Origin of the sequence: Phytomonospora endophytica, from assembly GCF_014202425.1 — a bacterium.
In the GTDB taxonomy this organism is placed as follows: Bacteria; Actinomycetota; Actinomycetes; order Mycobacteriales; family Micromonosporaceae; genus Phytomonospora; species Phytomonospora endophytica.
The window spans coordinates 139,612-163,855 of the sequence record NZ_JACHGT010000002.1; the positions used below are offsets into that span (position 1 = coordinate 139,612).

Genomic DNA, 24,244 nt, shown 5'->3' on the forward strand with positions numbered 1-24,244 from the left:
CGGTCATTCGAGGGTGGACAAGGCCTCGTACAGCGGCCGGTACAGCTGGCGCACCAGCTCCCGGTCGCCGGCGGGCACGCTGGAGTGATCGTCGAAGTAGGGCGTGAGAATGGCCCGCATGCTCACCAGGAGGCTCGTCTCCTCACTGTCGGCATCGGAGTCGTAGGCCTCCCTGGGGAAGAAGGCTGCGTCGGCAAAGACCACTCGCGTCGGCACGCCGCCGCGAACGGCGCGACCGATGACCTGCCAGATCGTCACCAGCTGGTCCCAGGTGAACGCCACGCGCTCGGCAGGACCGAGGTTCGACCATGCGAGCTTGCGGGCGAGCAGCCTCCCCCACTGGACCCGGGCTTGTTTGCGGAACTCACGCCCGGCGTCGTCGGGACTGCCCGCGGCGCGAGCGTCGGCGGCGAAGGCGCTGCCGGTGATCTTGCGCAGGGTCCAATCGTTGAGGGCATGGATCGCCAGATTGATGTCATCAGGACGCGGGTGAGGCCGGGCGAGGAACAGCACCGAGCCGATGGCGGCCTTCCCGTCGTCGAGAACGATGTTGTGGCCACGCTCGACGGCAAGCAGAGGCGCGATGAGGATCTGCCCTTGTCCTTCCGGAAAGCGCGCCACGTCACCGCGCCGCAGGGTCAGCCAGCTGTGGTCGTTGTCGGCGTCGTCAGGGACGAGCTGGACGATCCGCTCGCGCCACTCCGGCAGCCCGCTGAGGTAGGCGGCGGCCTCCTGGGCCTCGACGTAGGAACCGACCAGAAGCAGGATTCGTTTGCGGTCCAGATCGTCGATCAGGCTCAGCTCGGCGTCCAACTTGGACTCACCGGCGCCGAGGCCGCCTGGGGGCACCGCGAGACTCTTCAGCATCGCCCGCAGGGCGGCCGGGCGGTTCTCCGGCCGCTGGCCGGACAGGCTGATGGCCTGTCCCCCACCCTCAGGACGCAGCGGCAGCTTCTCGAAGGTCGACGCGCTGATCGCCGACAGTTCCCGCTCGTTCGGCCGCAGCACCACCGTGACGGGGACGCCCAGGTGATACCTCGTCGACGTTCCCGCCCAGCTCGTCGCCGACATCAGCAGGACATGGGGCCCGGGACGCCCGTCGAGTGCGCAGAAGCCGTCGAGACGGCGCAACAACTGCCGCCCGAGTCCCTCGTAACGGAAGAACCGCAGCACACCCCCGGGCTCGCCGCGCTGTTCGTCGTGAATGAACTGGAAGCCGAGGATGTTGCCCATCGCCGCCTCGGCGAGGATCGGCTCGTAGTCGCGCGGGGGGTAGTGCGACAGGACGTTGGAGACGGGCTCCAGGTTGAGGATCGACTCCACGGCCCGCCACGACCAGGTGATGAAGTTGAGGCGGTTGTGCAGGGCGGCCAACAGGAGGGTGAACTCCAGACGAGTGACCTCGCCGGTATCGGCGGCGCGCTCGGGCCCCGCCAGTTCCTCCACGAGAGCGCGCAGACGTCGCGTGGTCTCGTCTGTGCGGCCAGAGGACAGGAGTTCGAGGGTGACATTCGAGAGCCGGTCGAGGATCTCTTGTTCACCCGGGGCCTCATCGGCGGCTTCACCTACCTGGACCGGGCGGTCGCGGTAGGCGCTCAAGACGCGGGCGGCGCGGCCGTCGGCCCCCTCACCCCAGTCGGCCAGCAACCGGTGGTGGAGTGTGAACGCGCTGAAGTACTCGATGCGGGCCCACTCGCGCAGACGCTCGTCCTTGAGGAGCAGCCCGAACACCCGGTTGGCGGCCAGGTTCGCGGTGCCGACGGCGTTGACCCAGTCCTCGACCAACCTGTTCGACAACTGTGCCCTGGCCAGCCGGACGAGTTCGCGGACGCCGTGGCTGGTGACCTCGTCCAGCCAGGAGTCACCGTGCCGTCCGTAGAGGGTCACGGCCGGGGCGAAGGCGATGTCGAAGGCCATCTGGACCCGGTCGGCCTCATCGACGATGATGACGTCGCAGCGGCGGGCCATGACCTCCAGGAAGCGGACTCGCTCGTCGATCTGGTGGGACGGGACACGGCTGTGCAGGGCGCTCGCGGGGTTGCCGACCCACACGTCGGCGTCGACCAGTTGCCGGGCGCCGCGCTGCCGTGGGCAGTCCGCCCACAGTGGACAGCCGAGTCGGGTTCCGGTGCGCGGATCGGCGTCGGCGTTGACCAGGCCGGTGCAAGGGGCGTCGTTGATCGGAAGCGGCCGTGCGCCCTCGAAGCCGCGTAGTGCGTCGGCGGGACAGGCGCTGGACAGGTAGTCGAACCCAGGGTGGTCATGGTGCAGCATCGTGGGTTCGCCCGCGGTGTGGCGTCGCCGGTGCAGGCGGTGGATGTGGCGTTCCCGCGTAGACCGACCGACGATCGGGGCCGTCGGCACGCCGACGCGCGAGAGACGGTCAGTGATGTCGAGGGAGTCGGCGACGTCGGCGACGAGGATTCCGACCCGCAGCCCCAGACGGCGAACAAGGTAGAAGGCGAGGATGTCGCGAACGGTGCTCTTGCCCGCGCCGACCATGCCGACCAAGTGGACGAGCCCGGCAAGGGTGAACTCCCAGTCCCCGTCCTCCTGGAACACAGCGCCGGGATGCTCGCGCACCAAAGTCTCTACCCGGGCTAGCCGCCGAACCCAGGACCCGGGCCGGATCTCGGGGTCGGCCGCCTCGATCACGTCCATCTCGTGTGCACATGACAGCAGGTCGTCCTTGGTGACCGTGATCGGTTTCCCGCCGCCGCGAACCGGCGCGTTGAAGTCGTGGCGCTCGGCGGCTCGCAGCGGAAGGTCCTCGGTGAAGTGGACCGCATGCTGCCGCTCACCGGCCCGGAACACGTACTCACCAACACCCGCAATTCTCAATGCCCCGGTCCGGTGCGGAGGGGCCGTGTCGAGCAGGTCCCGGTAGCCGGAGTGCCGTTCCCGGCTGGCGGGGTCTGTGTAAGGCGAGGGCCGCCCGGTGTCGTCGATCCGGAAGGTCCGGACACCGTCGGGGAGTCGCCCGTACCGGTCCAGGTTCTCCAGCCACGTCCGCCGGCGGACCGACTGGACATAGCAGCGCAGCCGGGACAGCCGTAGCAACGGGACCGGACCAAGCATGGGCTCGTAGGCACGGGCGTACGGATAGCCGGTCAGCAAGACCCAGGCGTCCTGGGCCGTCCAGTGCGGCAGGAGATCAACGAGAGCCGAGAGCACGAGTTCGGTGTCGAGATACTCGGCGACAGCGAGTCCGGCACCACTCGGCCACCCCGGCCGCAGCTTTCTGGCCTCGCGCTCATGCCAGGACGAGGTGTCACGCATGTCCCACCGCCGGCCGGGCAGCCGCCGAAGCGACGAGTTCTGTGACGCCGCACATGGTGAGCTCGGCGGCGACCTCGGGACGACAGTGGCGCCGGAACCGTTCGCGGTAGTCGATCCGGCCCGTTAGCCGGCGGTCGGGAACCACAAGGAAGAACCGGTTCCAGGCGGGCAAGCGCACCGGAGGTGGAAGGGTGCGTGCCAGGAGCCGAGCGTCGGCACGGTCTTTGGCGTCGATCGCCCACACGGTGCCGTCAGGGAAGGTGACCCGCACGTCGTATGCATCGAAGGCGGGCCACATCTCCACCGTAAGCCCGAGCCCGGTGAGAAGGCGTTCCAAGTCGATCTCGACGAGCCCGGGGCCGGTGATGAACAAGCGCATCGGGGCGGTCAGCTGGTGCGGGCGGCGGGCGGCGGACAGCGCGCTTCCGACGCGAGCGGCCCCACGGTCGCGGCAGCGGTCGAGCTCGCAGGCCCATCCGCCGGCTGCCGGGCGCAGGAGGCACCCGCACCCCGCACAGATCGCGAAGTCCCCGCTCGGCCCACGATGGGCCGCCGTAGCCGGCAGATACACCGACGGCAGGAGATCGGCCAGTAGGAAGAGCTCGAAATCACCGAGCAGATCGTCCAGCTCGGCCCCGGTCAGCACCGGACGCTCAACGAGCAGCCTCCGGAACGCCACATAAGCGCCTGGATCCTCCGCTTCGCGGCAGCGGGTCAGCGCGGTCAGCATGATCTCGTTCTCGTGCCGCTCGGCGAGTGGGTCCGGGTAGGGCAGGTGCCATTCCCGACAGGCATCGGTCGGGGTGCGGGTGACCGGGTCGATGAGGAGTTCGGACAGATCCAGTCCGAGGCCCCACTCGGAGGGGGCCGCCGTGGCGGCGAGGCGTACGAGGGCGGGCACGCTCGCCGGTGGCTCCACTTTTGCCCGCAGGCAGGCGAGGACGAGCAGGTTGTACGCGCGTTGCACCTGGAGCGAGTACACGGGTTCTCCGGGGGCTTCGCGCTCGGACAGGTCGACGAACGCGGAGGCCAAGAGGTGAAGCAGGTCGCGCTGGAGCGGCACTGGATCGCTCATGTGCCGCCCTCCGCCGCATCCGGACAGATCACCCGGTATTGACAGAAGGCGCAGGCCCGGCCGGGGGTCGGCGCGTCGGTGGGGTCGTGGTACCAGTCTTGGACGGCCGCGTGGACCACTTCCCGGGCACGACTGAGGACATCGGCGTCATCGACGGGTATCGGGTGCAAATCGCGTTCGTCGACGGTGATCTGTTCGAGTTCGATCCGTCGAACCCGGCGGCCGTCGATCCCCGCTCCGGCCAGCAAGACCGCGAGGGACAACTGCAACGCATCATGCGACTGAAGCGGGTCGCCGTTCCAGACCCGCTCCCGGGTCTTCAGTTCTCGCCACACCCACGCGCCGTCCTCCTCGTAGAGGAGGTCGGCCTGTGCATGGACGACGACATCGGCGACCGGGTCATAGACCGTCACTGTGCGGTCCATCCGGGCCGCCCTCACCGACGGCCCGGCCAGCCAAGGGCAGCGGGGCAAGTGCTGCCGAAGCATCGCCGTGGCAACATCTGACGCGTCGGGCTCCAGTTCGTATCCGGCCCGAAACCACTCTGCCCGGCTAGCGGGAAGGTCAGCGGCAGTACAAGCCCTGGAGCTGCGATGCAGACCGTCGAGAACCGTGTCCACGGCACGGCCGATCAGTTCTCGCGTCCCTGGAGCCATGCCAGGAAGATTCCGGCGGTAGAGGTGATCCCGCCGGGGGCAGGCGCCGAAATTGCGGCCGTTGGTCGCCGACCAGGTACGGCGGCCCTTGCCGTTCCCCTTAATACCGAGCAGCCCCGGAACCTTCGGAACCGCTGAGCAGTCGCCGATCAGAACGCAGCGGTCACAGTCGCCGCCGGGTCGCCGGATCAGCGGTTCAATGCGCAGCAGGCGGGACATGCGAGCGCCATGAGCGAGGTACTCCCGTTCCGTCTGCTCCGCTGAGCCTCGGTAGAGGATCTCGAGGCGCCCGGTGTCGGCGTAATACTCGGCCACCTCCACCTGCGCGGGCATCCGGGGAATGTCCCGCGGCTGATGGGGCCGCTCGTACCAGGTGCCGTAAGGCGGAGGGGTTCCTGGGAAGCCCTGAGCGCCAAGGTAGGCGGTCGCGAGCACGCGTTCACGTGGATAGGGCGCACCACCAGCCCGGTACCGGGGTAGATAGACGCGCACGGCGTCGTAGTTCTCCGTGTAGGCCCAGAGTCCCCAGCCGTACAACTCCCGCCGTTCCAGCGGGACGTGAGCAACCTGTTCGAATCCGGTCAATCGGTACCCGTCGATGAACGGGTCGGGAAACCGCGCCACCGCCGAACAGAGCCAGCGTCGCTCGATCGGCCCCAGGGACCGGACGCGTCGCATCCGCTCGACCAGCTCCGGCGGCGTCTCGCCGTTGATGAATCGCTTCTTTACCGCAGTGTGGAGTTCGCCGATGAGCATCGGTTCACCGCTCTTCGGCAGTTGCGACTCCGGGCGGCGGCGCTGGTGCGCCGGGCAGGTCTCGGCGCCGAACTCGCGAGTGGACAGGCGCAACAGGTTCAGAGACTTCTCCGTCATTCGACCCCCTTGACTGGAAGTACAGGAGACAGTACACAGACTGTGTGAATATCGTCAACCCATGTGGTTATGATCGTCATACCCTCCCGGTAGAACCATGGGGACTTGATCGATGACCTAGGATTTCGCCAGCATCGAGAGGTCGGGAGGCCGCACATATGGACGCCGTCGAAGCCAGTTCGGCCGACATCGCGCGCCTCGCGAACGTCCGTCCCACGGCCGTCAGCAACTGGCGCAAGCGTCACGCCGACTTTCCACGTCCCATTGGAGGCACGGAGTCCAGTCCTCGCTTCGACCTCGACGAGGTTCTAGCGTGGTTGCGGGAGCAGGGAAAGGCAGTCGCCCTCCCAACAGAGCACGCACTGTTGCAGGCCGTCGCAGCCGCCGCCGAATACACCGGGGTCGCCGCCGCCCTCAACCACGCGGTTCTCACACTTCTGTACCCGCCGGCTCAGCCCGACCCCGGCGCCCCGGGCACACGACTGCTCGCAGACGTGTGTCAAGCTCGGCTCAGCTTCACCCAACAGCATCCTGGCCTGCTCTCGCTACCTGAACCCGCCCAGCTTCACACCAGCGAATACGCGGTCATCAGATCGGCGCTGGCGTTGGCCGACAGCCCTGATCCCAGAACCATCGCCGTCCGACTGATCGAGAAAACTCTGGGCCGCCGTACCGGCTCCCACACACCATCGGCGCCTCTCGCGCGACTTCTTGTCGCGCTCGCCTCCGACGACGCGAACGCAATGCTCCTGGATCCGTCATGTGGCGTCGGCGAGGTCCTCCTGGCCGCCGTCGGCAATGCGAAACGGCTAGCTGGACAAGTCGGCGATCCTGATGCCGCGCTATTGACCGCCCTGCGACTCACCCTCGCCGGGGCCGCACCATCCATGATGGACATTCATGCCGTCGACGCACTGCGACGGGAGGTCTTCGGCCCCCGGACGGCACGAGCCATCGCGACGGTCATACCCCCCAACGACCGCGACTGGGCCGCTGAAGGCGCCGGTGATCGCTTCACCTGGCCGCTAGGTACCCCGTCCAGCCGCGATTCCGAGCTGGCCTGGATACAGCGCACACTGGCGCATCTACGGCCAGAAGGCCACGCGGCAGTTCTACTCCCGGCGGGGGTGGCTTCACGACCCTCTGGCCGCGCCATTCGCCGTGAGCTTGTGCGAACGGCCGTTATCTCTGCTGTCATATCACTGCCGCGGGGTTCGGTCGAAGGATCCGCAGCGGCTCCACAGATCTGGATCCTTCAGGCACCGAGCACCGAGCACACCACCGCCCCCAGGCCGGTGCTCATGGTAGATCTCGCCGAGCGGTCACGACGCGATGGACCGGATTGGTCAGCGATCGAGACCGATGCGTTGGAGGCATGGAGGAGGTTCCAGGCAGACCCGGAGGATCCGGCACTCACCGACCACCTCCGCACCGTTCCCGCCAAAGAACTTCTCGACGAACGAGTCGACTTCTCCCCGACCAGGTATCTCACCATCTCAACGTCGCAAAGATGGCCTGATGAAGCCCGCGATGCCGCCCGCAACGAACTGACCGCACTTCTGTCCGCCCTCAACGAAGGCCTAAGTGGCGACACGCGGTTGGGCCGCGCGGACCTCCGGTCGGCCGGTTCACGAGAACTCGGTGAACTCGAAGCCGATGACATCATCAGGATCCGGCGTCGGAAGCCCGGAGCCGCAACCACCAGCGGCCCGGGTGGGAAGGTGCTCCTCCCGGCTGACCTTTCGGATGCACAACCACCGACTTCGGTTTCTCAGATCGACGATCCGAACGCACCCGTCATCCGCCCTGGAGACGTCCTGGCAACGGTCACCACTTCCATGTTGCACGCCAGGCTCGCCACGGACGACGACCTGGGCGCTCACCTCGGACCGCATGTCGTGATCATCCGCACCGACGCAGCGATCCTCGACCCCGGGTACCTGGCCGGGTACCTGGCCGGTGAGCCGGCCGACCGGCAAGTACGCCGAAGCCCCTCACATGGAATCCACGTTGCGGCGGACCTCCGCCGCATCCGAGTCCCTTTGCCCGAGATTGCAACGCAACGCGAGCTGGCGCTTCATTTTAGGGAACTCCAGCGTCTGTCCTGGCTTGCTGGAACTCTCGAACGCCGCATGCGAACGTACACCGACGCCACCCGTGACCGACTGCTGGCAGCTGGGACGACGGTCGCGGGGAAAGCGGGGTGAGCCAGCCGGCAGGCTGACTGACTGACCCCAGGCTGCCAGCTCTAGAACCGCGCCGGCTCCCGGTACTCCCCCCACTCCTCGCGCAGCACGTCGCAGATCTCGCCCAGGGTCGCCTCGGCGCGGACGGCGTCGAGCATCGCGGGGATCATGTTGGCGTCGGTGCGGGAGATCTCGACGAGGTGCTTGAGGGCGGCGTCGACGGTGGCGGAGTCGCGCGCCGTCTTGCGGCCGGCGAGGATGCGGACCTGTTCGCGTTCGACCTCGTGGGAGACCCGCAGGATGTCAAGGTCGCGGGCGACGGTCTCGGTGTGGCAGTTGACGCCGACGATGCGCTTCTCGCCGCGCTCCAGCCGCTGCTGGTAGACGAAGGCGGCCTCGGCGATCTCACCGGTGAACCAGCCGTCCTCGATGCCGCGCAGGATGCCGCTGGTGACGGGGCCGATCTCGTGCCCGCCGGCCGCCATCGCTTCGCGGGCGACGGTTCCGGCGTCCTCACCCTTCTCGCCGCCGAGGGAGAGGATCTTGCGGAAGATCGCCTCGGCCTCGGCCTCGATGCGGTCGGTGAGGGCTTCCAGGTACCACGAGCCGCCAAGGGGGTCGGCGACGTTGACGACGCCCGTCTCCTCCATCAGCACGGCCTGGGTCCGCAGCGCGACCTCGGCGCTCTCCTCGGTCGGCAGCGCGAGGGTCTCGTCCAAGGCGTTGGTGTGCAGGGAGTTCGTCCCGCCGAGGACGGCGGCGAGGGCTTCGACGGCGGTGCGCACGACGTTGTTGTACGGCTGCTGCGCCGTCAGCGACACACCCGCGGTCTGCGTGTGGAACCGCATCCACTGCGCCTTCTCGCTGGTCGCTCCGTACACGTCGCGCAGCCAGCGCGCCCAGATGCGGCGGGCGGCGCGGAACTTCGCGATCTCCTCGAAGAAGTCGATGTGCGAGTCGAAGAAGAAGCTCAGACCCGGCGCGAAGACGTTGACGTCCAGCCCGCGCGACAGCCCCAGCTCGACGTAGCCGAAGCCGTCGGCGATGGTGAAGGCGAGCTCCTGCGCGGCGGTCGAGCCCGCTTCCCGGATGTGGTACCCGGAAACGGACAGGGGCTTGTACCTGGGGATGTTCCCGGCGCAGTAGGCCATCAGGTCGCCGATGAGACGCAGGTGCGGCTCGGGCTCGAAGAGCCATTCCTTCTGGGCGATGTACTCCTTGAAGATGTCGGTCTGGAGGGTTCCGTCCAGTTTCGTGATGTCGGCGCCCTGCCGTTCGGCGGCGACGAGGTACATGCAGAAGACGGGGACGGCCGGACCGGAGATGGTCATCGACGTGGTGACGCCCTGCAGGTCGATGCCGTCGAACAGCACCTCCATGTCGGCGGCGGAGTCGATGGCGACGCCGCAGTGCCCGACCTCGCCGAGGGACTTGGCGTCATCGGAGTCGCGGCCCATGAGGGTCGGCATGTCGAAGGCGACCGACAGGCCGCCGCCGCCGGCCCGCAGCAGCATCTTGTAGCGCTCGTTGGTCTGGGTGGCGTTGCCGAAGCCGGAGAACTGCCGGATCGTCCACGCGCGGCCGCGGTAGCCGGTCGGGTAGAGACCACGGGTGTAGGGGAACTCGCCGGGCCAGCCGATCCTGTCCATGCGGGGGTCCTCGACGTCCCGCGGCGGTCCGTAGGCCGGTTCGAGTTCGAGCCCGGAAAGGGTGGTGAAGTCGGCGTCGCGCTTGCGCGCGGCGTCGTATCGCTCCTGCCAGCGGTCGCGACCTGCGGAGATGTCGGCGGAGTTCACGTGGGTTCCTTCCGGTACGGCTGCACTGCCCAGCCCATCCTAGGTCGCCGACCTTAACGATCGCTAACGCGGCCGCGATCTCCCATGCCGGACACATGTACGAAGCCGGCACCCCGTGGGCCGGGGTGCCGGCTTCGAAGAAGCTCGAACCATGGGGTCAGAGCTTCTTCAGGTCCCCACCATCGATCATGTTGAGCAGCCCGGCCCAGGTCTCCGTGGTCGCCTCCAGGACCGGTCCACCTCGGTCCTTGGAGTCACGTACGCCAATCACCGAATACGGTGCGGCGAACGCCACTTCGACACAGTTGCCGTTTCCCTGGCCGCTTTTACGTGCTTTGCGCCAGGTTAGGAACCTATAGCCGCCCACTGTTACCTCCTGTCAGTCAACCGCTGCGCGGTGCTACTGAGCAGCTTCTCACTGTCCTTTGTAGATAGCGAGGCCTCACGGAGACGTTCGTAATGAGCGAGGAGCGGGTTGACGTGCTCTGGGTCCGCGAGCAGTTCGTCGACCGCCGACATCTCCACTGCGGCCACCACGGGATCTTCGGGGTCCGGGTAGGTGAAGATGGAATACGTCGACCAGGGCACCGAGTACCCCGGCACAGCGGCGTCCACGGGGAGAATGCGGACGGTTATGCGGTCCGATTCCCTCATGGTGCGCAGCATGTGCTCCAGTTGCTCGGCCATGACCGGAGCGGGCGCCGACAGCCTGCGCAGCACGATCTCGTCGAGGATCACCTCGTAGGTCGTGCCGCCCGGCCGCTGGAGCATCCGCTGCCGCCCCGCGCGGCCCTCCCACACGAGCGGATTCACGCCGCCTCCCCCGGAGAGGAGTGCGGCCGTCTCGTCGCGTGATTCGAGGTAGGCACGGGTCTGGAGGAGTCCGGGAATGAAGTTCTGCTCATAGGCCCGGATGGTGGCCGCACCGGCCTCCAGGTCGGCGTACATCGCCTGCCTGGTGCCCATCTGCTCGGCTATCCGGTGCCACCAGCCCTGATCGGCGGCGTCCCTGGCGATCGCGACGAGCTTGGTCCATTCGACACCGTCCACTTCGAAGGCGTCGAGAACCTTGATGATGTCGCCGACATCGGGACGAATGCGGCCGTTCTCCAGCCTGGAGAACTTCATGCGCGCCTGGCCGACCTTCCGCGCGAGTTGCTCGTGTGTGAGACCCGCTTTCTTCCGGAGGGCGCGCAACTCCATGCCGAGACGCATGCGTCGCACCAAAGGACTGATCATCCGCGATCACCACCACTGATCTGGGTGAACTGTGAGTACTGCCGCCGTTGCCGACCTTACGCCGCAGGTCAGGGAGGTCAACATGTGCGCACAGTCGCAAAGGCGACAGAAATGGTAAGGACGGTACGCTATGCGTCACCGTCCTATGTACTCGGCCGCACCGTCCACAAGGTGCAGTTGACGGTCACACGACGCCGCGGCGTCCGGGTCGTGCGTGGCGAACACCACCGCGGCACCACGCCAGGCCTCGGCGTGCAGGAGCTCCAGGACCTTCTCCCGGTTGGCCGCGTCGAGCTCACTGGTCACCTCGTCCGCCAACAGAACCGTACCTCGCATGGCGATCCCGCGGGCGATGGCGACCCGCTGCTGCTGTCCGCCGGACAGTTCCTCGACGAGCTGGTCGGCCTGACCGGTGAGGTCGAGGCGATCCAGCGCGGCGGCCGTGCGCTCGTCGGCGTCCACGGCCGGGCAACCCGTTACCAGCAGCGGGATCTGGATGTTCTCGTAGGCGGTGAGGCTGGCCGCGACGCCGTTGTCCTGCGGGATCAGCACGATCCCCTTGGCCACGGCGTCGTCGCGGTCGCCGACCGGGTTCCCGGCGAAGGTCACCGTCCCGCCCGCCGGGCGCATCAGGCCGGTGAGCGTCCACAGGAGACTCGTCTTCCCCGCGCCCGACGGGCCGGTCACGGCCAGCACCAGGCCGGGTTCGGCCAGCAGGGAGATCCCGTCGAGGATCACGTGCTCCCCGGCGGTGACCCGCAGTTCCTCGGCGACGAGCGCGCCACCGTCCACTGTGCTCACTGCGGCCTCCCGGCGCCGATGGTGGGAACGAGCCGGATCGTGCCGTCGGGGGCCGCCTCGGCGCGCATCAGCGTCCCCGGCGGGTGCAGCCGCAGGATCTCCGGCGGCAGGTGCACCGAACCGTCCCGGCCGACGACGAGATAGTCCTCGCCGCGCCTGCCCTCGGAGCCGACCCGGCCGTCGCGGATCGTGACCGTACGGCCCATCCGCCCGCCGACGTCGGGGTCGTGGGTGACCACGACGACCGTGCGGCCGCTGCGGTGCACCGATTCCAGCGCGTCGAGGACCTCGTCGCGCGAGGCGGTGTCGAGCTGCGAGGTCGGCTCGTCGGCCAGCAGGAGCCCGGCTCCGTTGGCGGCGCCGACGGCCACCGCGAGACGCTGCCGCTCGCCCGGGGCGAGCGCCCTGGGCAGGCTCGCGGCGTGCGCGCGGCCGGGCAGGCCGACGAGTTCGAGCAGCTCGCGCGCCGAGGGCATGTCCTCGCGCCGGTCGCGCGGGACGCCGCCCTGAGCGAAACGGATGTTGTCCTCGGCGCTGAGGTAGGGCAGCAGGTTGCGCGACGCGCCCTGGAGGACGACGCCGACATCGCTCGCGCGCATCCGCTGCAGTTCAAGGGCTCCGGCCTTGGCGAGGTCGCGTTCGCCGACGCTGAGGCGGCCGGCGGCGGGGCGCAGCAGTCCGGCCATGAGCGACAGCAGCGTGGACTTCCCCGATCCGGACGGGCCGACCAGTGCCACCGACTCGCCGGGTGTCACGTCGAGGTCCACACCGGACAGTGCGACGACGTCGTAGCCGTCGAGCCGGTAGATGTAGACCAGTCCGCGGCAGGTGACGCCGATCGCGGGGTGGTTGAAGCTCGCGGTCACTGTTCCCCCTCCCTCAGCCGAGCGGCGCGACCGTTGCGGCGCAGGGTCCCCACGGCGAACCAGACGGCGGCGGCGAAGCCGAGCAGCGCGACCGTCAGCGTCGCCGCCGGCCACGGCCCTCCGGCGTCGTAGACGGTCGGCAGCGCGTCGCCGCCCGCGCTCACCAGCGGCACCGTCGGCAGCATCAGCCACGCCCCGGCGAGCCCGGAGAGCAGGCCGAGGAGCAGGGGCACTCCGATGACGATCGTGTACTCGCGGGCGATGCTCGCGCGGATGACCCCGCGTCCGACGCCGGCGACCCGCAACGCGGCGACCTCATAGCCGCGCGCCGCCGAGGCCGACTGCGCGGTGAACAGGACCGTTCCGACGGCCAGCAGGACCGCCGCGCCCCCGGCCAGCAGGTAGAGCCGCAGACCGAGCGCGGGGGCCTTGCGGCCCAATATCTCCAGGTGCGAGTCCACGTCGTCGTAGTCCACAACGGACACACCGTGGGCCGCGAGCCGGTCCACGATGTCCAGGGGCGCGTCGGCGTTGGCCCACACTTCGTAGGTCAGCGTGGAGATCCCGGCGACGGCGGCGCTCGAACCGGCCTGCATCGCGGTATAGGACAGGTCGGTCAGCAGTGCCCTCGTTCCACCGCGCGGCACTATCTTGTCGCTGCCGATGACGTGGAAGGGCTGCGGTCTGCCGTGCAGGCCGGGAAAGCTGAAGTCCACGGCGTAGGGATCATCGGCCGGGACCTCGCCCGACAGCATCGTCGGAAGGAACGCCGGGATGGCGGCGTGCTCGACGATCAGGTCGCGCGGGTCGCTCGAATCGGCCTGCAGCGTCAGGCCCCCGGCCGACGGCGAGACCCGCATGGTGATCTCCGGGGTGAGGTCCCAGGGCCGTCGCCACGCGCCCTCGGTGGTCAGGCTCGGCGTCAGATCGGTGTCCCCGTCGGTGAGCGAGCTGATCGACAGCTCGACCTCGAAGTCGTCGAAGGTCCCCGGGAAGCGGCTCACGCCGAGCCCGATCAGCTGGCATCCGGCCTCGCAGCCGGGCAGCTCGGCCCGGTAGCTCTTCTCGCCCTTCGTCAAGTCCCCCAGGCGGACCGTCTGCGGCTGGTCGCCGGGACTGGCCACCCGGGCGACCAGCTTCATGGGCCGGCCGACCTCCAGAGTGGACACGTTCGCGGTGACGGCCAGCGGCCCGCTCACCATCAGCGGGCCGGGGCCGGGAGGGTGCAGCGCGGCACCGGTCGCGGCGAGCCAGTCGCGGTCGTGGTCGCGCCACACCGCGACGTCGTCGAGCCGGTCGGACTGGACCGCGACGACGCCGACGACCCCGTCGCCGTAACGGACCTGGGTGCGCGCGACGCCCATGGCGAACGCGCCCTCGGGGTCGATCCGCGACACCGCGTCGATGAGCGCGGCCGGGTTCGCGGCGGTCACCTCGTACACCCGCTCGGCGCCGAGGGTGTCGCCGGCGGCCAGTTCGCGGTTGTGCTCCCCGATCTGCCAGGCGATCGAGGCGAAGGACAGCAGGGAGACCGCGACCGTGATCAGCACGATCACCTGCCGCATGGCCGGGCGCCGGGCGATCTGCGCCCAGGTCAGCAGCGAGGTCACCGCGCCGCGACCGCCCGATCGGGACATCCGCGCGCGGGCCAGCGCGGTCAGCGCCCGCGCGGCGACGATGCCGACCAGCAGCGCCAGCAGCGGCGGCGCGAGCAGCACCAGCGTCGACGAACCGCCGCCGTCGGCCTCGCGGGCCTCATAGGCCTGGTACAGCGCGACGGCGCCGAGCGCGGCCAGCACGCCGTCGATGATCCCGATCCTCCAGCCGCGACGCGGCGGGACCCGCCGCAGCAGATCGAGGACGGGCAGCGAGAGCGTCCGCCACGCCCCGAAGGCGGCCGCCACGGCGGCTCCGGCGAGCGCGATCAGGGTGTAGCCGAAGACCTCACCGGGGACGCTGACGTGGGTGCCCTCGGCGAGCACGTAGACGGCGGTGACCTCGACGAGGCCGAGTCCGAGGAGGACGCCGACCGGTGCGGCGAGCACGATGAGGGTGAGCGCCTCGGCAAGTCCGAAGTAGATGGTGGCGGGCCGGCCGTAGCCGCGCAGTTTGGCCAAGGCGACCTCGGGTCCGCGGGCGGCGGAGAGGTTGGCGACGACCACGAAGAGGACGAACCAGCACAGCAGGATCAGCGGGACCGACACGATCGGCACCGACGCGGCGATGGCCTCGGTGTCGGTGGCGATGGTGCGGAAGGCGCCGGGCAGGCCGGTCTCCAGTCGGCGGTCCTCCAGCAGCAGCGCGGTGTCCCAGTCGCCGAGGTCGGTGAGCATGCCGTCGACCTCGGTCACCTGGACGCGGTCGGCGATCAGGGGGTATTCGAAGCGGCTGGTGACGGCGACGTTGGGGCCGCCGATGGCGCGGACGTCCTCGTCGGTGGAGACGAAGAGCGTGTCGAGGCGGGCGTTGCCCTTGTCGTCGTAGCCCTGTTCGAAGTAGAGGGTGCGGCCCCAGTAGGGCGTGGTCTCGGCGGGCGGCCGGTAGAGGCCGGTGACGACGAGGTCGGTGCCCCGCTCGCCGGGGAGTCCACTGTCGACGGTGATGGTCTCGCCGACCTCGACGCCCTGCCACACCGCGGAGCGCTCCGACAGCATGACCTCGCCGCGCGCGGCGGGGCAGGCCCCGGCGGCGAGGTCGAGGTGGTCGCAGACCTCGTCGCGGTAGGCGAGGCGGACGACGGGTTCGTCGGGGACGCCGCGCATCCGGGCCGAGCCGTCGGCGTCGGAGTCGACGGCGCCGATGGCGGAGCCGAGGACGTGGTCGAGGGCCGGGTAGGCGGCCAGGGACGCGTCGACGGCCTCGTGGGCCTGGCCGATCGGTGTATAGGCGGGCGATCCGGCGCTGCCTTCGGTACCGACGACGACGCCCGCCGCGGCGGGTGTCAGCGCGCGCAGGCCGTCGGTGAGCATCGACTGCTGTGCCGCCGCCGTGTAGGCGGGCGCGAGCACGGCCGCGGCCACGGCGACGACGGCCAGTCCCAGCACCACGGCCGAACGGCCGAAGCGATGTCGGATACCGGATGCGGTGACCCCGCCCAACGCGCACCTCGTTCCCGGCCCTGGGCCGTCGGACTGCCTCTGCTTGGCCCCAAGATTCCGGCATCGGCGGCCCAATGGGCCGGTGTGTTTCCGATTTGTTGTGGAACGGCAACGCGTGCGAAACGCCCGGGCCGGGCCGTCGCGGGGTCGTGGGATGCTCCCGGCCATGGGTTACGAGACGGAGTTCACCGGGTCGATGGCGGTGGTTCCGCCGCTCAACGCCGCCGAGATCGCCTTCCTGGCACGGTTTTCGAACACGCGCCGGATGGATCGCGCGAAGGGTCCGTACTTTGTGGATGGATCCGGGCACGCCGGGCAGGGCCGGGATCCCGACATCCGCGACTTCAACAAGCCCTTCGAGGGTCAGCCGGGGCTGTGGTGCCGGTGGGAGGCGAGCGCCGACGGTTCGCGCATCGCCTGGAACGGCGCCGAGAAGTTCTACGACGCCGCCGAGTGGATGGCCTACCTGATCGACCACTTCCTCAAGCCGGGCGCGGTCGCGTCGGGGCCGGTGGAGGAGGCGTGGGTCCGCCCGGTGGGGTTCGCGGGGTTCACCTTCGACCACGTGGTCAACGGCCGGATCGGGGCCGAGGGCGAGGAGCCGGGCGATGTGTGGCGCATCGAGGTGCGCGACAACGTCGCGTACGTGGTGTGCCGGGAGCCGCTCGACCCCGAAGGCGAGTGGGGCGGGCCGTGTGAGCACGCGGTGTGGCGTTTCGAGGGTGGGGCGTCGCGGCGGCTGAGCGGGGAGGACGCGGCGGGGTTCGATGAGGTGGAGGCGACGCCGTAGGACGGCCTACCCCGGCCGCTCGGGCGGCCATGTCCCGCCTTCGCCCTCGTGCCCGACGAGGAAGTCCTCCATGGCCGCGCGCAGGTCGCCGAGGAGCTCGTCGAAGCGCGCGAGCAGCTCCGGCGGGTAGCCGGTGACGACCGCGTCGAGATGGCCGGCGAGGGGGCCGAAGAACTCGTCGGCGCGCCGCTGGCTCTCCGCGCTGCTGCGCAGCGTGACCACGCGCCTGTCGGCGTGTTCGCGGGTGCGGACGATGTGCCCGGCCTGTTCGAGGCGGTTGAGCAGCGCGGTCGTCGCTCCGGAGGACAGCGGGATGCGCTCGCTGAGGCGGGCCGGTGACAGCGGCAGCCCGCGCGTCTCGGCCGAGTAGATCTCCAGCAGCGCGACGGCGTCGGTCGCGTGCAGGCCGAGCCAGGCCGCGAAGCGGCGGCCGAACTCGTCGGAGACCCCGCCGAAGGCGCGCAGGCCCTCCATCAGGCGGTCGCGCCGTTCCGCGTGGTCTTCGGCTCCGGCTTCGCCCATCGAGGTCCCGCCTCCCGGTCGTGTGATCTGTGTCGAATGACTTTGACAATCTATCGTCGCACAAACTACCTTCACCATGGAATTACTTCACCATGGAGGTTTATTGATGTCCCCGCAATCCCCCGCCCGCAGGTGGCTGGGCCTGGTCGCCATCGCCCTGGGAGTCGCGCTGATCGTGGTCGACACCACGATCGTCAACGTCATCGTGCCGTCGATCATCGGCGACCTCGGCGTCGACTCGACCCAGGCGCAGTGGATCCAGGAGTCCTACGCGATCGTCTTCGCGGCCCTGCTGCTGCTCGTCGGCCGGTGCGCGGACATTCTCGGCGCCCGCCGCGTGTTCCTGGCCGGCGTCGTCGTCTTCGGCGCGACGAGCCTGCTGGCCGGACTGTCCCCCGACGGCGGCCTGCTCGTCCTCGCCCGCTTCCTCCAGGGCGCGGGCGCGGCGATGATCCTGCCGACCTCCCTGTCCCTGCTCAACGCGACATTCACCGGCAAGGCGCGCGGCCAGGCCTTCGCCGTGTGGGGCTCGACGATCGGCGCCGCGGCCGCGGTCGGGCCGCTGCTGGGCGGCTGGCTCTCCGAGCACGCGTCCTGGCGCTGGGCCTTCGGCATCAACATCCCGCTCGCCGTGCTCATCATCGTCGGCGGCCTGGCCTTCCTGTCGCCGTCGCCGAAGACTCGCGGACGCGTCGACACCCTCGGCGCCGTCCTGTCCGTCCTCGGGCTCGGCCTGCTGGCCTTCGGGCTCATCGAAGGGCGCACCTACGGCTGGCTCGGCAGCGAGGAGCCGCTGAAGCTGCCCGGCTTCACCTGGGACGGCGGAATCTCACCGGTACCGGTCGCGCTCGTCCTGGCCGCACTGGCCCTGACCGGCTTCGTCTGGCGGCAGATCCGGCTCACCCGGCGCCCCGACCCCGGCCGGGCGCTGATGGACGTCCGGCTGTTCTCGATCGGCTCGTTCCGCAACGGCAACATCGCCACCATGATCATCGGCCTCGGCGAGTTCGGGATCGTCGCGGTACTGCCGCTCTGGCTCCAGTTCACCCTCGACTACAGCGCGGTGCAGGCCGGGCTGGCGCTGCTGCCCGTGGCGATCGGCAGCTTCGTCGCCAGCGGGGCGAGTTTCGGCATGGCCGCCAAGGTCTCGCCCTTGGGCCTGCTGCGCATCGGGCTGGCCCTCGAAGTCGCCGGACTGGCCGGGCTGGCCGCCGTCGCGCGCACCGACAGTCCATGGTGGATGGTCGCGGCGATGCTGTTCCTGTACGGGATCGGGGTCGGCTTCGCCACCGCGCAGGTCACCAATGTCGTGCTCGCCGAGATCCCGGCAGGCAGCGCCGGGCAGGGCTCGGGGATTCAGAGCGCCTTCCGGCAACTCGGTTCCGCGCTGGGCATCGCGGTGCTCACCACGATGTTCTTCACGACCCTGAGCGCCGGGCTGACCGACCGGCTCGACGCCGCCGGAATGCCGCCGGCACAGTCCGGGCCGATCGCCGACGCGGTCACCGACAGCGCCGGAGCCGCCATCGCGCCACTCGCCGCCGACCCGGCGACCACCGGTGTCGCCGAAGCCGCCCGGGAGGCCATGACCGAAGGCATCACGCTCGGCGGGTACGTCGCCGCGGCCTTCGTGGTGGTCGGGCTGCTCGCCACGCTCCTCATCTCGGTGCGGCCGAGCGGGACGCGCGGCGGGCGAACGGCGGAGGAACGCGAACCCGCACTGCCCTAGGAGGCGCGTGGGCGGTGGCGTTCGCCGCCGCTCACGCCTTCCGGCTAGGCCTCGCCGAGCAGCCGGTCCGCGGCCGCGTACGGGTCCAGCTCCCCGGTCGCCACCGCGCCCGCGAGTTCCTCGGTCACGTCGAGCTTCGCGCGCAGCAGGCCCAGCGCGATCGCGGTGATCTCCGCCGAGGCCCGCGCGGTCCGCCGCCGCTGTAGTTCGCCGTGCTCGTCGAGCCAGGAGTGATGCTTGTCGATCGCGTCGAGGAGCTCGTCGAGCCCTTCGGCCTTGTGCGCGACGGTCTTGACGATCGGCTGGCGCCATTCGTGCGGTTCGCGGGTGACCAGGGCCATCATCGAGCGGATGTCGCGCATGGTGTGGTCGGCGCCGTCGCGGTCGGCCTTGTTGATGACGAAGACGTCGGCGATCTCCAGGATGCCGGCCTTGACCGCCTGGATCCCGTCGCCCATGCCCGGTGCGAGCAGCACCAGGGTCGTGTCGGCGAGGCTGGCGATGTCGACCTCGGCCTGCCCCACGCCGACCGTCTCGACCAGGATCACGTCGCAGCCGACGCCGTCGAGGACGCGCACGGCCTGCGGTGTCGTCGCGGCGAGGCCGCCGAGGTGGCCGCGTGAGGACATCGACCGGATGTAGACGCCGGGGTCGAGCGCATGCTCCTGCATGCGGACCCGGTCGCCGAGGATCGCGCCGCCGGAGAAGGGACTCGACGGGTCGATGGCCAGGACCCCGACCCGCTTGCCCTCCTTGCGGTAGGCGCTGACCAGCGCCGTAGTCGTGGTGGACTTCCCGACGCCGGGCGAACCCGTCAGGCCGATGACCTGCGCGTTTCCCGCGTGGGGAGCGAGCGCCGAGGCGACCTCGCGGACGAGCGCACCGCCGTTCTCCACCACCGTGACGAGCCGGGCCACGGCGCGGTGGTCACCGCGCCGGGCCCGGTCGACGAGCTGGTCCACTTCGCTCACGCTTTGGGGGCCTTCAGGATCAGGGCGTCACCCTGCCCGCCGCCACCGCACAGCGCGGCCGCGCCGACGCCGCCACCGGCGCGGCGGAGCTGGAGCGCCAGGGACAGTGCGAGACGGGCGCCGGAGGCGCCGATCGGGTGACCGAGGGCGATGGCGCCGCCCTGCGGGTTGACGACGGCCGGGTCGACACCGAGTTCGGCGGTCGACTGGAGGCCGACGGAGGCGAAGGCCTCGTTGATCTCGACGATCGACAGGTCGGCGGCGGTGATGCCCTCCTTGTCGAGGGCCTTCTTGATGGCGTTGGCGGGCTGCGAGTGCAGCGAGTTGTCGGGACCGGCGACCGAGCCGTGCGCGCCGATCTCGACGAGCCAGGTCAGGCCCAGTTCCTCGGCCTTGGCCTTCGACATGACGACCACGGCGGCGGCGCCGTCGTTGATCGAGGAGGCGTTGCCGGCGGTGATCGTGCCGTCCTTGGTGAAGGAGGGACGCAGCCGGGACAGGACCTCGACGGTCGTGTCGGCGCGGATGCCCTCGTCGGCGCGGACGACGATCGGGTCCCCCTTGCGCTGCGGGATCTCGACGGGGGTGATCTCGTCGTCGAAGAAGCCGTTCTTCTGGGCGGCGGCGGCGAGCTGGTGGCTGCGCGCGGCGAACTCGTCCTGCTCCGCGCGGCCGATGCCCAGGCGGGTGTTGTGGTGCTCGGTCGACTCGCCCATGGGGATGTTGTCGTAGGCGTCGGTGAGGCCGTCGAGAGCCATGTGGTCGGCGAGGGTCACGTCGCCGTACTTGTAGCCCTTGCGCTGGCCCTGGAGGAGGTGCGGGGCACCGGTCATCGACTCCATGCCGCCGGCGACGACGATCTCGACCTCACCGGCGCGGATCAGCTGGTCGGCGAGCGCGATGGCGTTGAGGCCCGACAGGCACACCTTGTTGATGCCGAGGGCGGGTACGTGCATGGGGATGCCGGCCTTGACGGCGGCCTGGCGGGCCGGGATCTGTCCCTGGCCGGCCTGGAGGACCTGTCCCATGATCACGTAGTCGACCTGCTCGGGCGCGACGCCGGCGCGTTCCAGCGCGGCCTTGATCGCGACGCCGCCGAGGGTGGTGGCGGGCAGGTCGGCGAAGGCGCCGAGCAGCCTGCCGATCGGGGTGCGTGCGCCGTGCACGATGACGTTGCTCATTACGCCTCCGGTCTGGGGTGGTGCGGAGTGGACGCCGTGGCCGGGGTCGCCGGCCTCTGGGCCAGACTATCCGCGTGATCGGCCCGCTCCACGCCGGGAGCGTGGTTCTCACCACGTCGTCACAGCCGCACAACGGCCACTTCCACATTACTCACCGGTAGGCTCCGCGCAACGGAGCGAAGGAGGCGTCACATGGCAACGCTCACCCCCGTCGGGCTGCTGCGGATCGATCACGTCGGCATCGCCGTGGCCGATCTGGACGAGGCCGTGGCCTTCTACGAGGGCACGTTCGGCGCGACGTGCGTGCACACCGAGGAGAACGCCGAGCAGGGCGTTCGCGAGGCCATGCTGCGCATCGGTGAGGGGGATTCCATGATCCAGCTCCTGGCGCCGCTGTCGCCGGACTCGACGATCGGGAAGTTCATCGCCAAGCGCGGCCCGGGCATGCAGCAGCTGGCCTACACGGTCGCCGACATCGACGCGGCCTGCGCGGGCCTGCGTGAACGTGGCGTTCGTCTCATCTACGACGAGCCGCGCCGGGGCACCTCGAACTCGCGCGTGAACTTCGTGCACCCGGCCGACGCGGGGGGCGTTCTGGTGGAGCTGGTACAACCGGCTACGTGACGCATACGAGGGGGACCGCCGTCCTGCGCGGCGTGGACGGCGACCGGGACGTGACCGACCGGCTGCTGCTGCGGACGGTTCCGGGCGCGGTCGACTACCTGTTCGAGGACCTGCGGGCGCTGCCGGGGGCGGTGGTGGTCGCGCGGCGGCCGGACGGGCTGGTCGTGGACTGGTCGGGCCCGCTGCGGGAACTGGCCTCGATCCGCTACTTCGCGACCTGCGCGGTCGTGCTCGACGACGTCGACGCGCGCGTTTCGGCGCCCGGCGGTGCCGTGTCGGCGCTGACGGGGCCCGTGCGGTTCCGGGTCGCGCCGGTCGGCGAGGAGCGCTGGGAGCTGCGCGACCGGCTCGTCGAGAAGTACGGGTGGGTGAACGATTCGGGCGACTGGGCGGTCAACATCGACCACGACCAGGGGTTGATCGCCGAACTCGGGCCGCTGTTCTATCCGCGCCGCTTCGGCGAGCTGACGCGCGCGCCGGCCTCGACCAACCCGGTCGTCGCGGCCGTGATGGTGCGGCTGGCCAAGATCGAGCCCGGCCAGGTCGTCCTCGACCCGTGCTGCGGCGCCGGGACGCTGCTGGTCACGGCGGGTCAGATGGCCGACCCGGGCGTGCTGCTCGGCGGGGACCTGCGCGACCGCTGGGCGATGGCCTCGCAGGAGAACCTCGCGGCCCGTCGCGTGCCGGGCCTGGCGCTGATGGCCGACGCGACGATGCTCCCGCTGCCCGACGCGAGCGTCGACCGGGTCGTGGCGAACCTCCCCTTCGGCAAGCGGATCGGTTCGCACGCCGACAACCAGCGCCTCTACCCGCTGATGCTGCGGGAACTGCGGCGGGTCCTGCGCCCGAAAGGCCGGGCGGTGCTGCTGACCGAGGACAAGCGGCTGTTCACCCAGTCGGTGCAGCGCACGCACGGGCTGCGGGTCGTCAAGGAGATCGAGTTCACGCGTCCCGGCGCGCACCCCTCGGCCTACGTGGTGACGTCGCGGCGGTCGGGCCGGTGATCGTGCGGTGGGCGGTCGCGGGGCCGGTCACCGCCGACCTCGCCTTCACCGCGCTGGAGCGGGAGAAGGCCGCCCGCTTCCGTTTCGGCGCCGACCGGCTCGCCTACCTCGCCGCGCACGCCCTGGTCCGCGAGTGCGCGGCCGAGCTTCTCGGGGTGCCCGCGAGCGGGCTGGTGCTGGGGCAGCGCTGCCCGGACTGTCGCAAAGACGACCACGGGCGGCCCTTCATCGAAGGACACGACGGCGTGCACGTGTCGCTGTCGCACACGCGCGGCTTCGTCGCGGCGGCGGCGTCGCGGACGCCGGTCGGAGTCGACATCGAAGGCGTCGGCTCCGCGGTTCCCGACGAGGTGCTCGCCCCGGCAGAGCGCGCGGCGGGGCCGCTGCTGCGGCTGCATCGCTGGGTGCTCAAGGAATCGCTGATCAAGGTCGGCGCCACGCGGCTGGACGAGCTGGCCTCCGTGGACCTCTCGGTGGTCACCGGCGAGGGCGGCTTCGCCTGGCGCGGCTGGGATCTGCGGACCGAAGCGGTCGCGGGCGAGGCGGCGGTGCTGGGGGTGGCGGGGGAGCCGCGCCGAACGTGAATCGCCCCAGGGGCCTCCCGGCCTCCGCCCTAATTTCGACCGTAGCGCGAGCTCAGGCAAGGGTGGCGAACATGAACGCCACTCCCTGTGGATAACCGAGCGCCTGTGGACGATGCTCCCCATTCACTTTGTCGCGACCCTCTTTCACATCGTGACTTTTTTAGGCTAGCCTAACCTCAGTTTCAACTGGGGAGGTCAACCGTGGACACGCACGGCATCGCCGTGGTCACCGGAGTGGCGGGAGGGATCGGCGCCGCCGTCGCCGAGGCCCTCACCGCGAGCGGGCACGTCGTCGCCGGTCTCGACCGGAGCAAGCCCGAACCCGACATCGCCTGGTACGACACCGATGTCACCGACACGCGGGCCGTCGACACCGCCGTGGCCGCCGTCGAGGACGAGATCGGGCCGATCTCGCTGCTGGTCAGCGTCGCCGGGATCCTGCGCACCGGCCCGGCCCTCGAACTGTCCGATGAGGACTGGGCGGATCTGTTCGCCGTCAACGCCACCGGCGTCATGCACCTCTCGCGGGCCGTCGCCCGGCACATGGTCCCCCGCCGCCGGGGCGCCATCGTGACCGTCGGCTCGAACGCCGCCGGGGTCCCGCGTGCGGGGATGGCCGCCTACGCCGCCAGCAAGGCCGCCGCCGCGCACTACACCCGTTGCCTGGGACTGGAACTGGCCACCCACGGCATCCGCTGCAACATCGTCTCCCCCGGCTCGACCGACACCCCGATGCAGCGCGCGCTGTGGACGGAGGACCGCGGGCCCGACGCCGTCATCGCCGGAGACCCCGCCGCCTTCAAGGTCGGCATCCCCCTCGGCCGGATCGCCGACCCGGAGGACATCGCCGAGGCCGTGTGCTTCCTGGCCTCCGACGCCGCACGGCACATCACCATGCAGGACCTCTACGTCGACGGCGGCGCGACCCTCCGCTGACGGCGCCGACCCCCATCCCCTCAGCAGAGGAACG

19 protein-coding genes are annotated in these 24,244 nt (G+C 70.1%); 7 read left to right on the plus strand and 12 right to left on the minus strand.

Going from position 1 to position 24,244, the window contains the following annotated elements; all coding sequences use genetic code 11:
- Positions 1-3: 3 nt before the first annotated feature.
- Genes HNR73_RS03825 through HNR73_RS03835 form a run of 3 tightly spaced genes read right to left on the minus strand, consistent with a single transcriptional unit; the run spans position 4 to position 5,883 of the window.
- Positions 4-3,279 (minus strand): pPIWI_RE_Z domain-containing protein, encoded by a 3,276-nt coding sequence (locus HNR73_RS03825; RefSeq protein ID WP_184785865.1) that lies wholly within the window; start codon positions 3,277-3,279, stop codon positions 4-6.
- On the minus strand, positions 3,272-4,354 hold the full coding sequence (locus tag HNR73_RS03830; protein ID WP_184785866.1) for a restriction endonuclease-related protein: 1,083 nt from the start codon (positions 4,352-4,354) through the stop codon (positions 3,272-3,274). The genes HNR73_RS03825 and HNR73_RS03830 overlap by 8 nt, the downstream gene beginning before the upstream one ends.
- Positions 4,351-5,883: a PD-(D/E)XK nuclease family protein gene (locus HNR73_RS03835; protein ID WP_184785867.1), complete on the minus strand. Its 1,533-nt coding sequence runs from the start codon at positions 5,881-5,883 to the stop codon at positions 4,351-4,353. The genes HNR73_RS03830 and HNR73_RS03835 overlap by 4 nt, the downstream gene beginning before the upstream one ends.
- A gap of 158 nt (positions 5,884-6,041) precedes the next feature.
- Between HNR73_RS03835 and HNR73_RS03840 the strand changes: the two genes are divergently transcribed.
- Positions 6,042-8,090, plus strand: coding sequence for an N-6 DNA methylase (locus HNR73_RS03840; RefSeq protein ID WP_184785868.1), 2,049 nt, complete (start codon positions 6,042-6,044; stop codon positions 8,088-8,090).
- A 41-nt stretch (positions 8,091-8,131) separates the two neighbouring features.
- Here the strand turns inward: HNR73_RS03840 and icmA are convergent, their stop codons facing one another.
- The 6 genes from icmA to HNR73_RS03870 form a co-directional block, all read right to left on the minus strand.
- Positions 8,132-9,865 (minus strand): coenzyme B12-dependent isobutyryl-CoA mutase large subunit, encoded by a 1,734-nt coding sequence (gene icmA / locus HNR73_RS03845; RefSeq protein ID WP_184785869.1) that lies wholly within the window; start codon positions 9,863-9,865, stop codon positions 8,132-8,134.
- A 157-nt stretch (positions 9,866-10,022) separates the two neighbouring features.
- The gene (locus tag HNR73_RS03850) at positions 10,023-10,232 is read right to left on the minus strand and encodes a DUF397 domain-containing protein (RefSeq protein WP_184785870.1); all 210 of its coding nucleotides are present in this window, start codon (positions 10,230-10,232) and stop codon (positions 10,023-10,025) included.
- Positions 10,233-10,234: 2 nt separating this feature from the next.
- Entirely contained in the window at positions 10,235-11,104 is an 870-nt protein-coding gene (locus tag HNR73_RS03855; protein ID WP_184785871.1) for a helix-turn-helix domain-containing protein, read from the minus strand.
- Between the two features lie 135 nt (positions 11,105-11,239).
- Positions 11,240-11,896, minus strand: a complete 657-nt coding sequence (locus HNR73_RS03860; RefSeq protein ID WP_373316590.1) for an ABC transporter ATP-binding protein — start codon at positions 11,894-11,896, stop codon at positions 11,240-11,242.
- Between the two features lie 5 nt (positions 11,897-11,901).
- Positions 11,902-12,771 (minus strand): ABC transporter ATP-binding protein, encoded by an 870-nt coding sequence (locus HNR73_RS03865; protein WP_239122012.1) that lies wholly within the window; start codon positions 12,769-12,771, stop codon positions 11,902-11,904.
- Positions 12,768-15,818, minus strand: coding sequence for an FtsX-like permease family protein (locus HNR73_RS03870; protein WP_184785873.1), 3,051 nt, complete (start codon positions 15,816-15,818; stop codon positions 12,768-12,770). The genes HNR73_RS03865 and HNR73_RS03870 overlap by 4 nt, the downstream gene beginning before the upstream one ends.
- Before the next feature lie 217 nt (positions 15,819-16,035).
- Here HNR73_RS03870 and HNR73_RS03875 point away from each other — a divergent pair, with 217 nt between their 5' ends.
- Complete coding sequence (locus tag HNR73_RS03875) at positions 16,036-16,659, plus strand: hypothetical protein (protein ID WP_203685917.1); 624 nt, start codon at positions 16,036-16,038, stop codon at positions 16,657-16,659.
- Between the two features lie 6 nt (positions 16,660-16,665).
- Here HNR73_RS03875 and HNR73_RS03880 read toward each other — a convergent pair whose 3' ends face one another.
- Positions 16,666-17,181 carry a MarR family winged helix-turn-helix transcriptional regulator gene (locus HNR73_RS03880; RefSeq protein WP_184785874.1) on the minus strand — a complete coding sequence of 172 codons (516 nt, stop codon included), beginning with the start codon at positions 17,179-17,181 and terminating at the stop codon, positions 16,666-16,668.
- A 106-nt stretch (positions 17,182-17,287) separates the two neighbouring features.
- On the opposite strand from HNR73_RS03880, the gene HNR73_RS03885 reads away from it, so the two are divergent.
- On the plus strand, positions 17,288-18,910 hold the full coding sequence (locus HNR73_RS03885) for a DHA2 family efflux MFS transporter permease subunit (RefSeq protein WP_184785875.1): 1,623 nt from the start codon (positions 17,288-17,290) through the stop codon (positions 18,908-18,910).
- Between the two features lie 44 nt (positions 18,911-18,954).
- On the opposite strand, the gene meaB is transcribed toward HNR73_RS03885, so the two are convergent.
- Together meaB and HNR73_RS03895 are read right to left on the minus strand one after the other, a co-directional pair.
- Positions 18,955-19,881: a methylmalonyl Co-A mutase-associated GTPase MeaB gene (gene meaB, locus HNR73_RS03890; RefSeq protein WP_184785876.1), complete on the minus strand. Its 927-nt coding sequence runs from the start codon at positions 19,879-19,881 to the stop codon at positions 18,955-18,957.
- Positions 19,878-21,062 (minus strand): acetyl-CoA C-acetyltransferase, encoded by a 1,185-nt coding sequence (locus HNR73_RS03895; RefSeq protein WP_184785877.1) that lies wholly within the window; start codon positions 21,060-21,062, stop codon positions 19,878-19,880. The genes meaB and HNR73_RS03895 overlap by 4 nt, the downstream gene beginning before the upstream one ends.
- Before the next feature lie 192 nt (positions 21,063-21,254).
- Between HNR73_RS03895 and mce the strand changes: the two genes are divergently transcribed.
- The 4 genes from mce to HNR73_RS03915 all read left to right on the plus strand — a co-directional run bounded on the left by mce (position 21,255) and on the right by HNR73_RS03915 (position 24,210).
- On the plus strand, positions 21,255-21,686 hold the full coding sequence (gene mce, locus HNR73_RS03900) for a methylmalonyl-CoA epimerase (RefSeq protein WP_184785878.1): 432 nt from the start codon (positions 21,255-21,257) through the stop codon (positions 21,684-21,686).
- Entirely contained in the window at positions 21,683-22,690 is a 1,008-nt protein-coding gene (locus HNR73_RS03905; protein WP_239122013.1) for a methyltransferase domain-containing protein, read from the plus strand. The genes mce and HNR73_RS03905 overlap by 4 nt, the downstream gene beginning before the upstream one ends.
- Positions 22,687-23,274 carry a 4'-phosphopantetheinyl transferase family protein gene (locus tag HNR73_RS03910; protein WP_184785879.1) on the plus strand — a complete coding sequence of 196 codons (588 nt, stop codon included), beginning with the start codon at positions 22,687-22,689 and terminating at the stop codon, positions 23,272-23,274. The genes HNR73_RS03905 and HNR73_RS03910 overlap by 4 nt, the downstream gene beginning before the upstream one ends.
- A gap of 201 nt (positions 23,275-23,475) precedes the next feature.
- Positions 23,476-24,210, plus strand: coding sequence for a 2,3-dihydro-2,3-dihydroxybenzoate dehydrogenase (locus HNR73_RS03915; protein WP_184785880.1), 735 nt, complete (start codon positions 23,476-23,478; stop codon positions 24,208-24,210).
- Positions 24,211-24,244 lie beyond the last annotated feature (34 nt).

What these genes read in the sequence shown, in the direction of transcription:
- HNR73_RS03825 (WP_184785865.1), bottom strand. Translation starts at nt 3,279, where the DNA reads ATGCGTGACACCTCGTCCTGGCATGAGCGCGAGGCCAGAAAGCTGCGG.
- HNR73_RS03830 (WP_184785866.1), bottom strand. Translation starts at nt 4,354, where the DNA reads ATGAGCGATCCAGTGCCGCTCCAGCGCGACCTGCTTCACCTCTTGGCC.
- HNR73_RS03835 (WP_184785867.1), bottom strand. Translation starts at nt 5,883, where the DNA reads ATGACGGAGAAGTCTCTGAACCTGTTGCGCCTGTCCACTCGCGAGTTC.
- HNR73_RS03840 (WP_184785868.1), top strand. Translation starts at nt 6,042, where the DNA reads ATGGACGCCGTCGAAGCCAGTTCGGCCGACATCGCGCGCCTCGCGAAC.
- HNR73_RS03855 (WP_184785871.1), bottom strand. Translation starts at nt 11,104, where the DNA reads ATGATCAGTCCTTTGGTGCGACGCATGCGTCTCGGCATGGAGTTGCGC.
- HNR73_RS03875 (WP_203685917.1), top strand. Translation starts at nt 16,036, where the DNA reads ATGGGTTACGAGACGGAGTTCACCGGGTCGATGGCGGTGGTTCCGCCG.
- HNR73_RS03880 (WP_184785874.1), bottom strand. Translation starts at nt 17,181, where the DNA reads ATGGGCGAAGCCGGAGCCGAAGACCACGCGGAACGGCGCGACCGCCTG.
- HNR73_RS03885 (WP_184785875.1), top strand. Translation starts at nt 17,288, where the DNA reads ATGTCCCCGCAATCCCCCGCCCGCAGGTGGCTGGGCCTGGTCGCCATC.
- HNR73_RS03895 (WP_184785877.1), bottom strand. Translation starts at nt 21,062, where the DNA reads ATGAGCAACGTCATCGTGCACGGCGCACGCACCCCGATCGGCAGGCTG.
- mce (WP_184785878.1), top strand. Translation starts at nt 21,255, where the DNA reads ATGGCAACGCTCACCCCCGTCGGGCTGCTGCGGATCGATCACGTCGGC.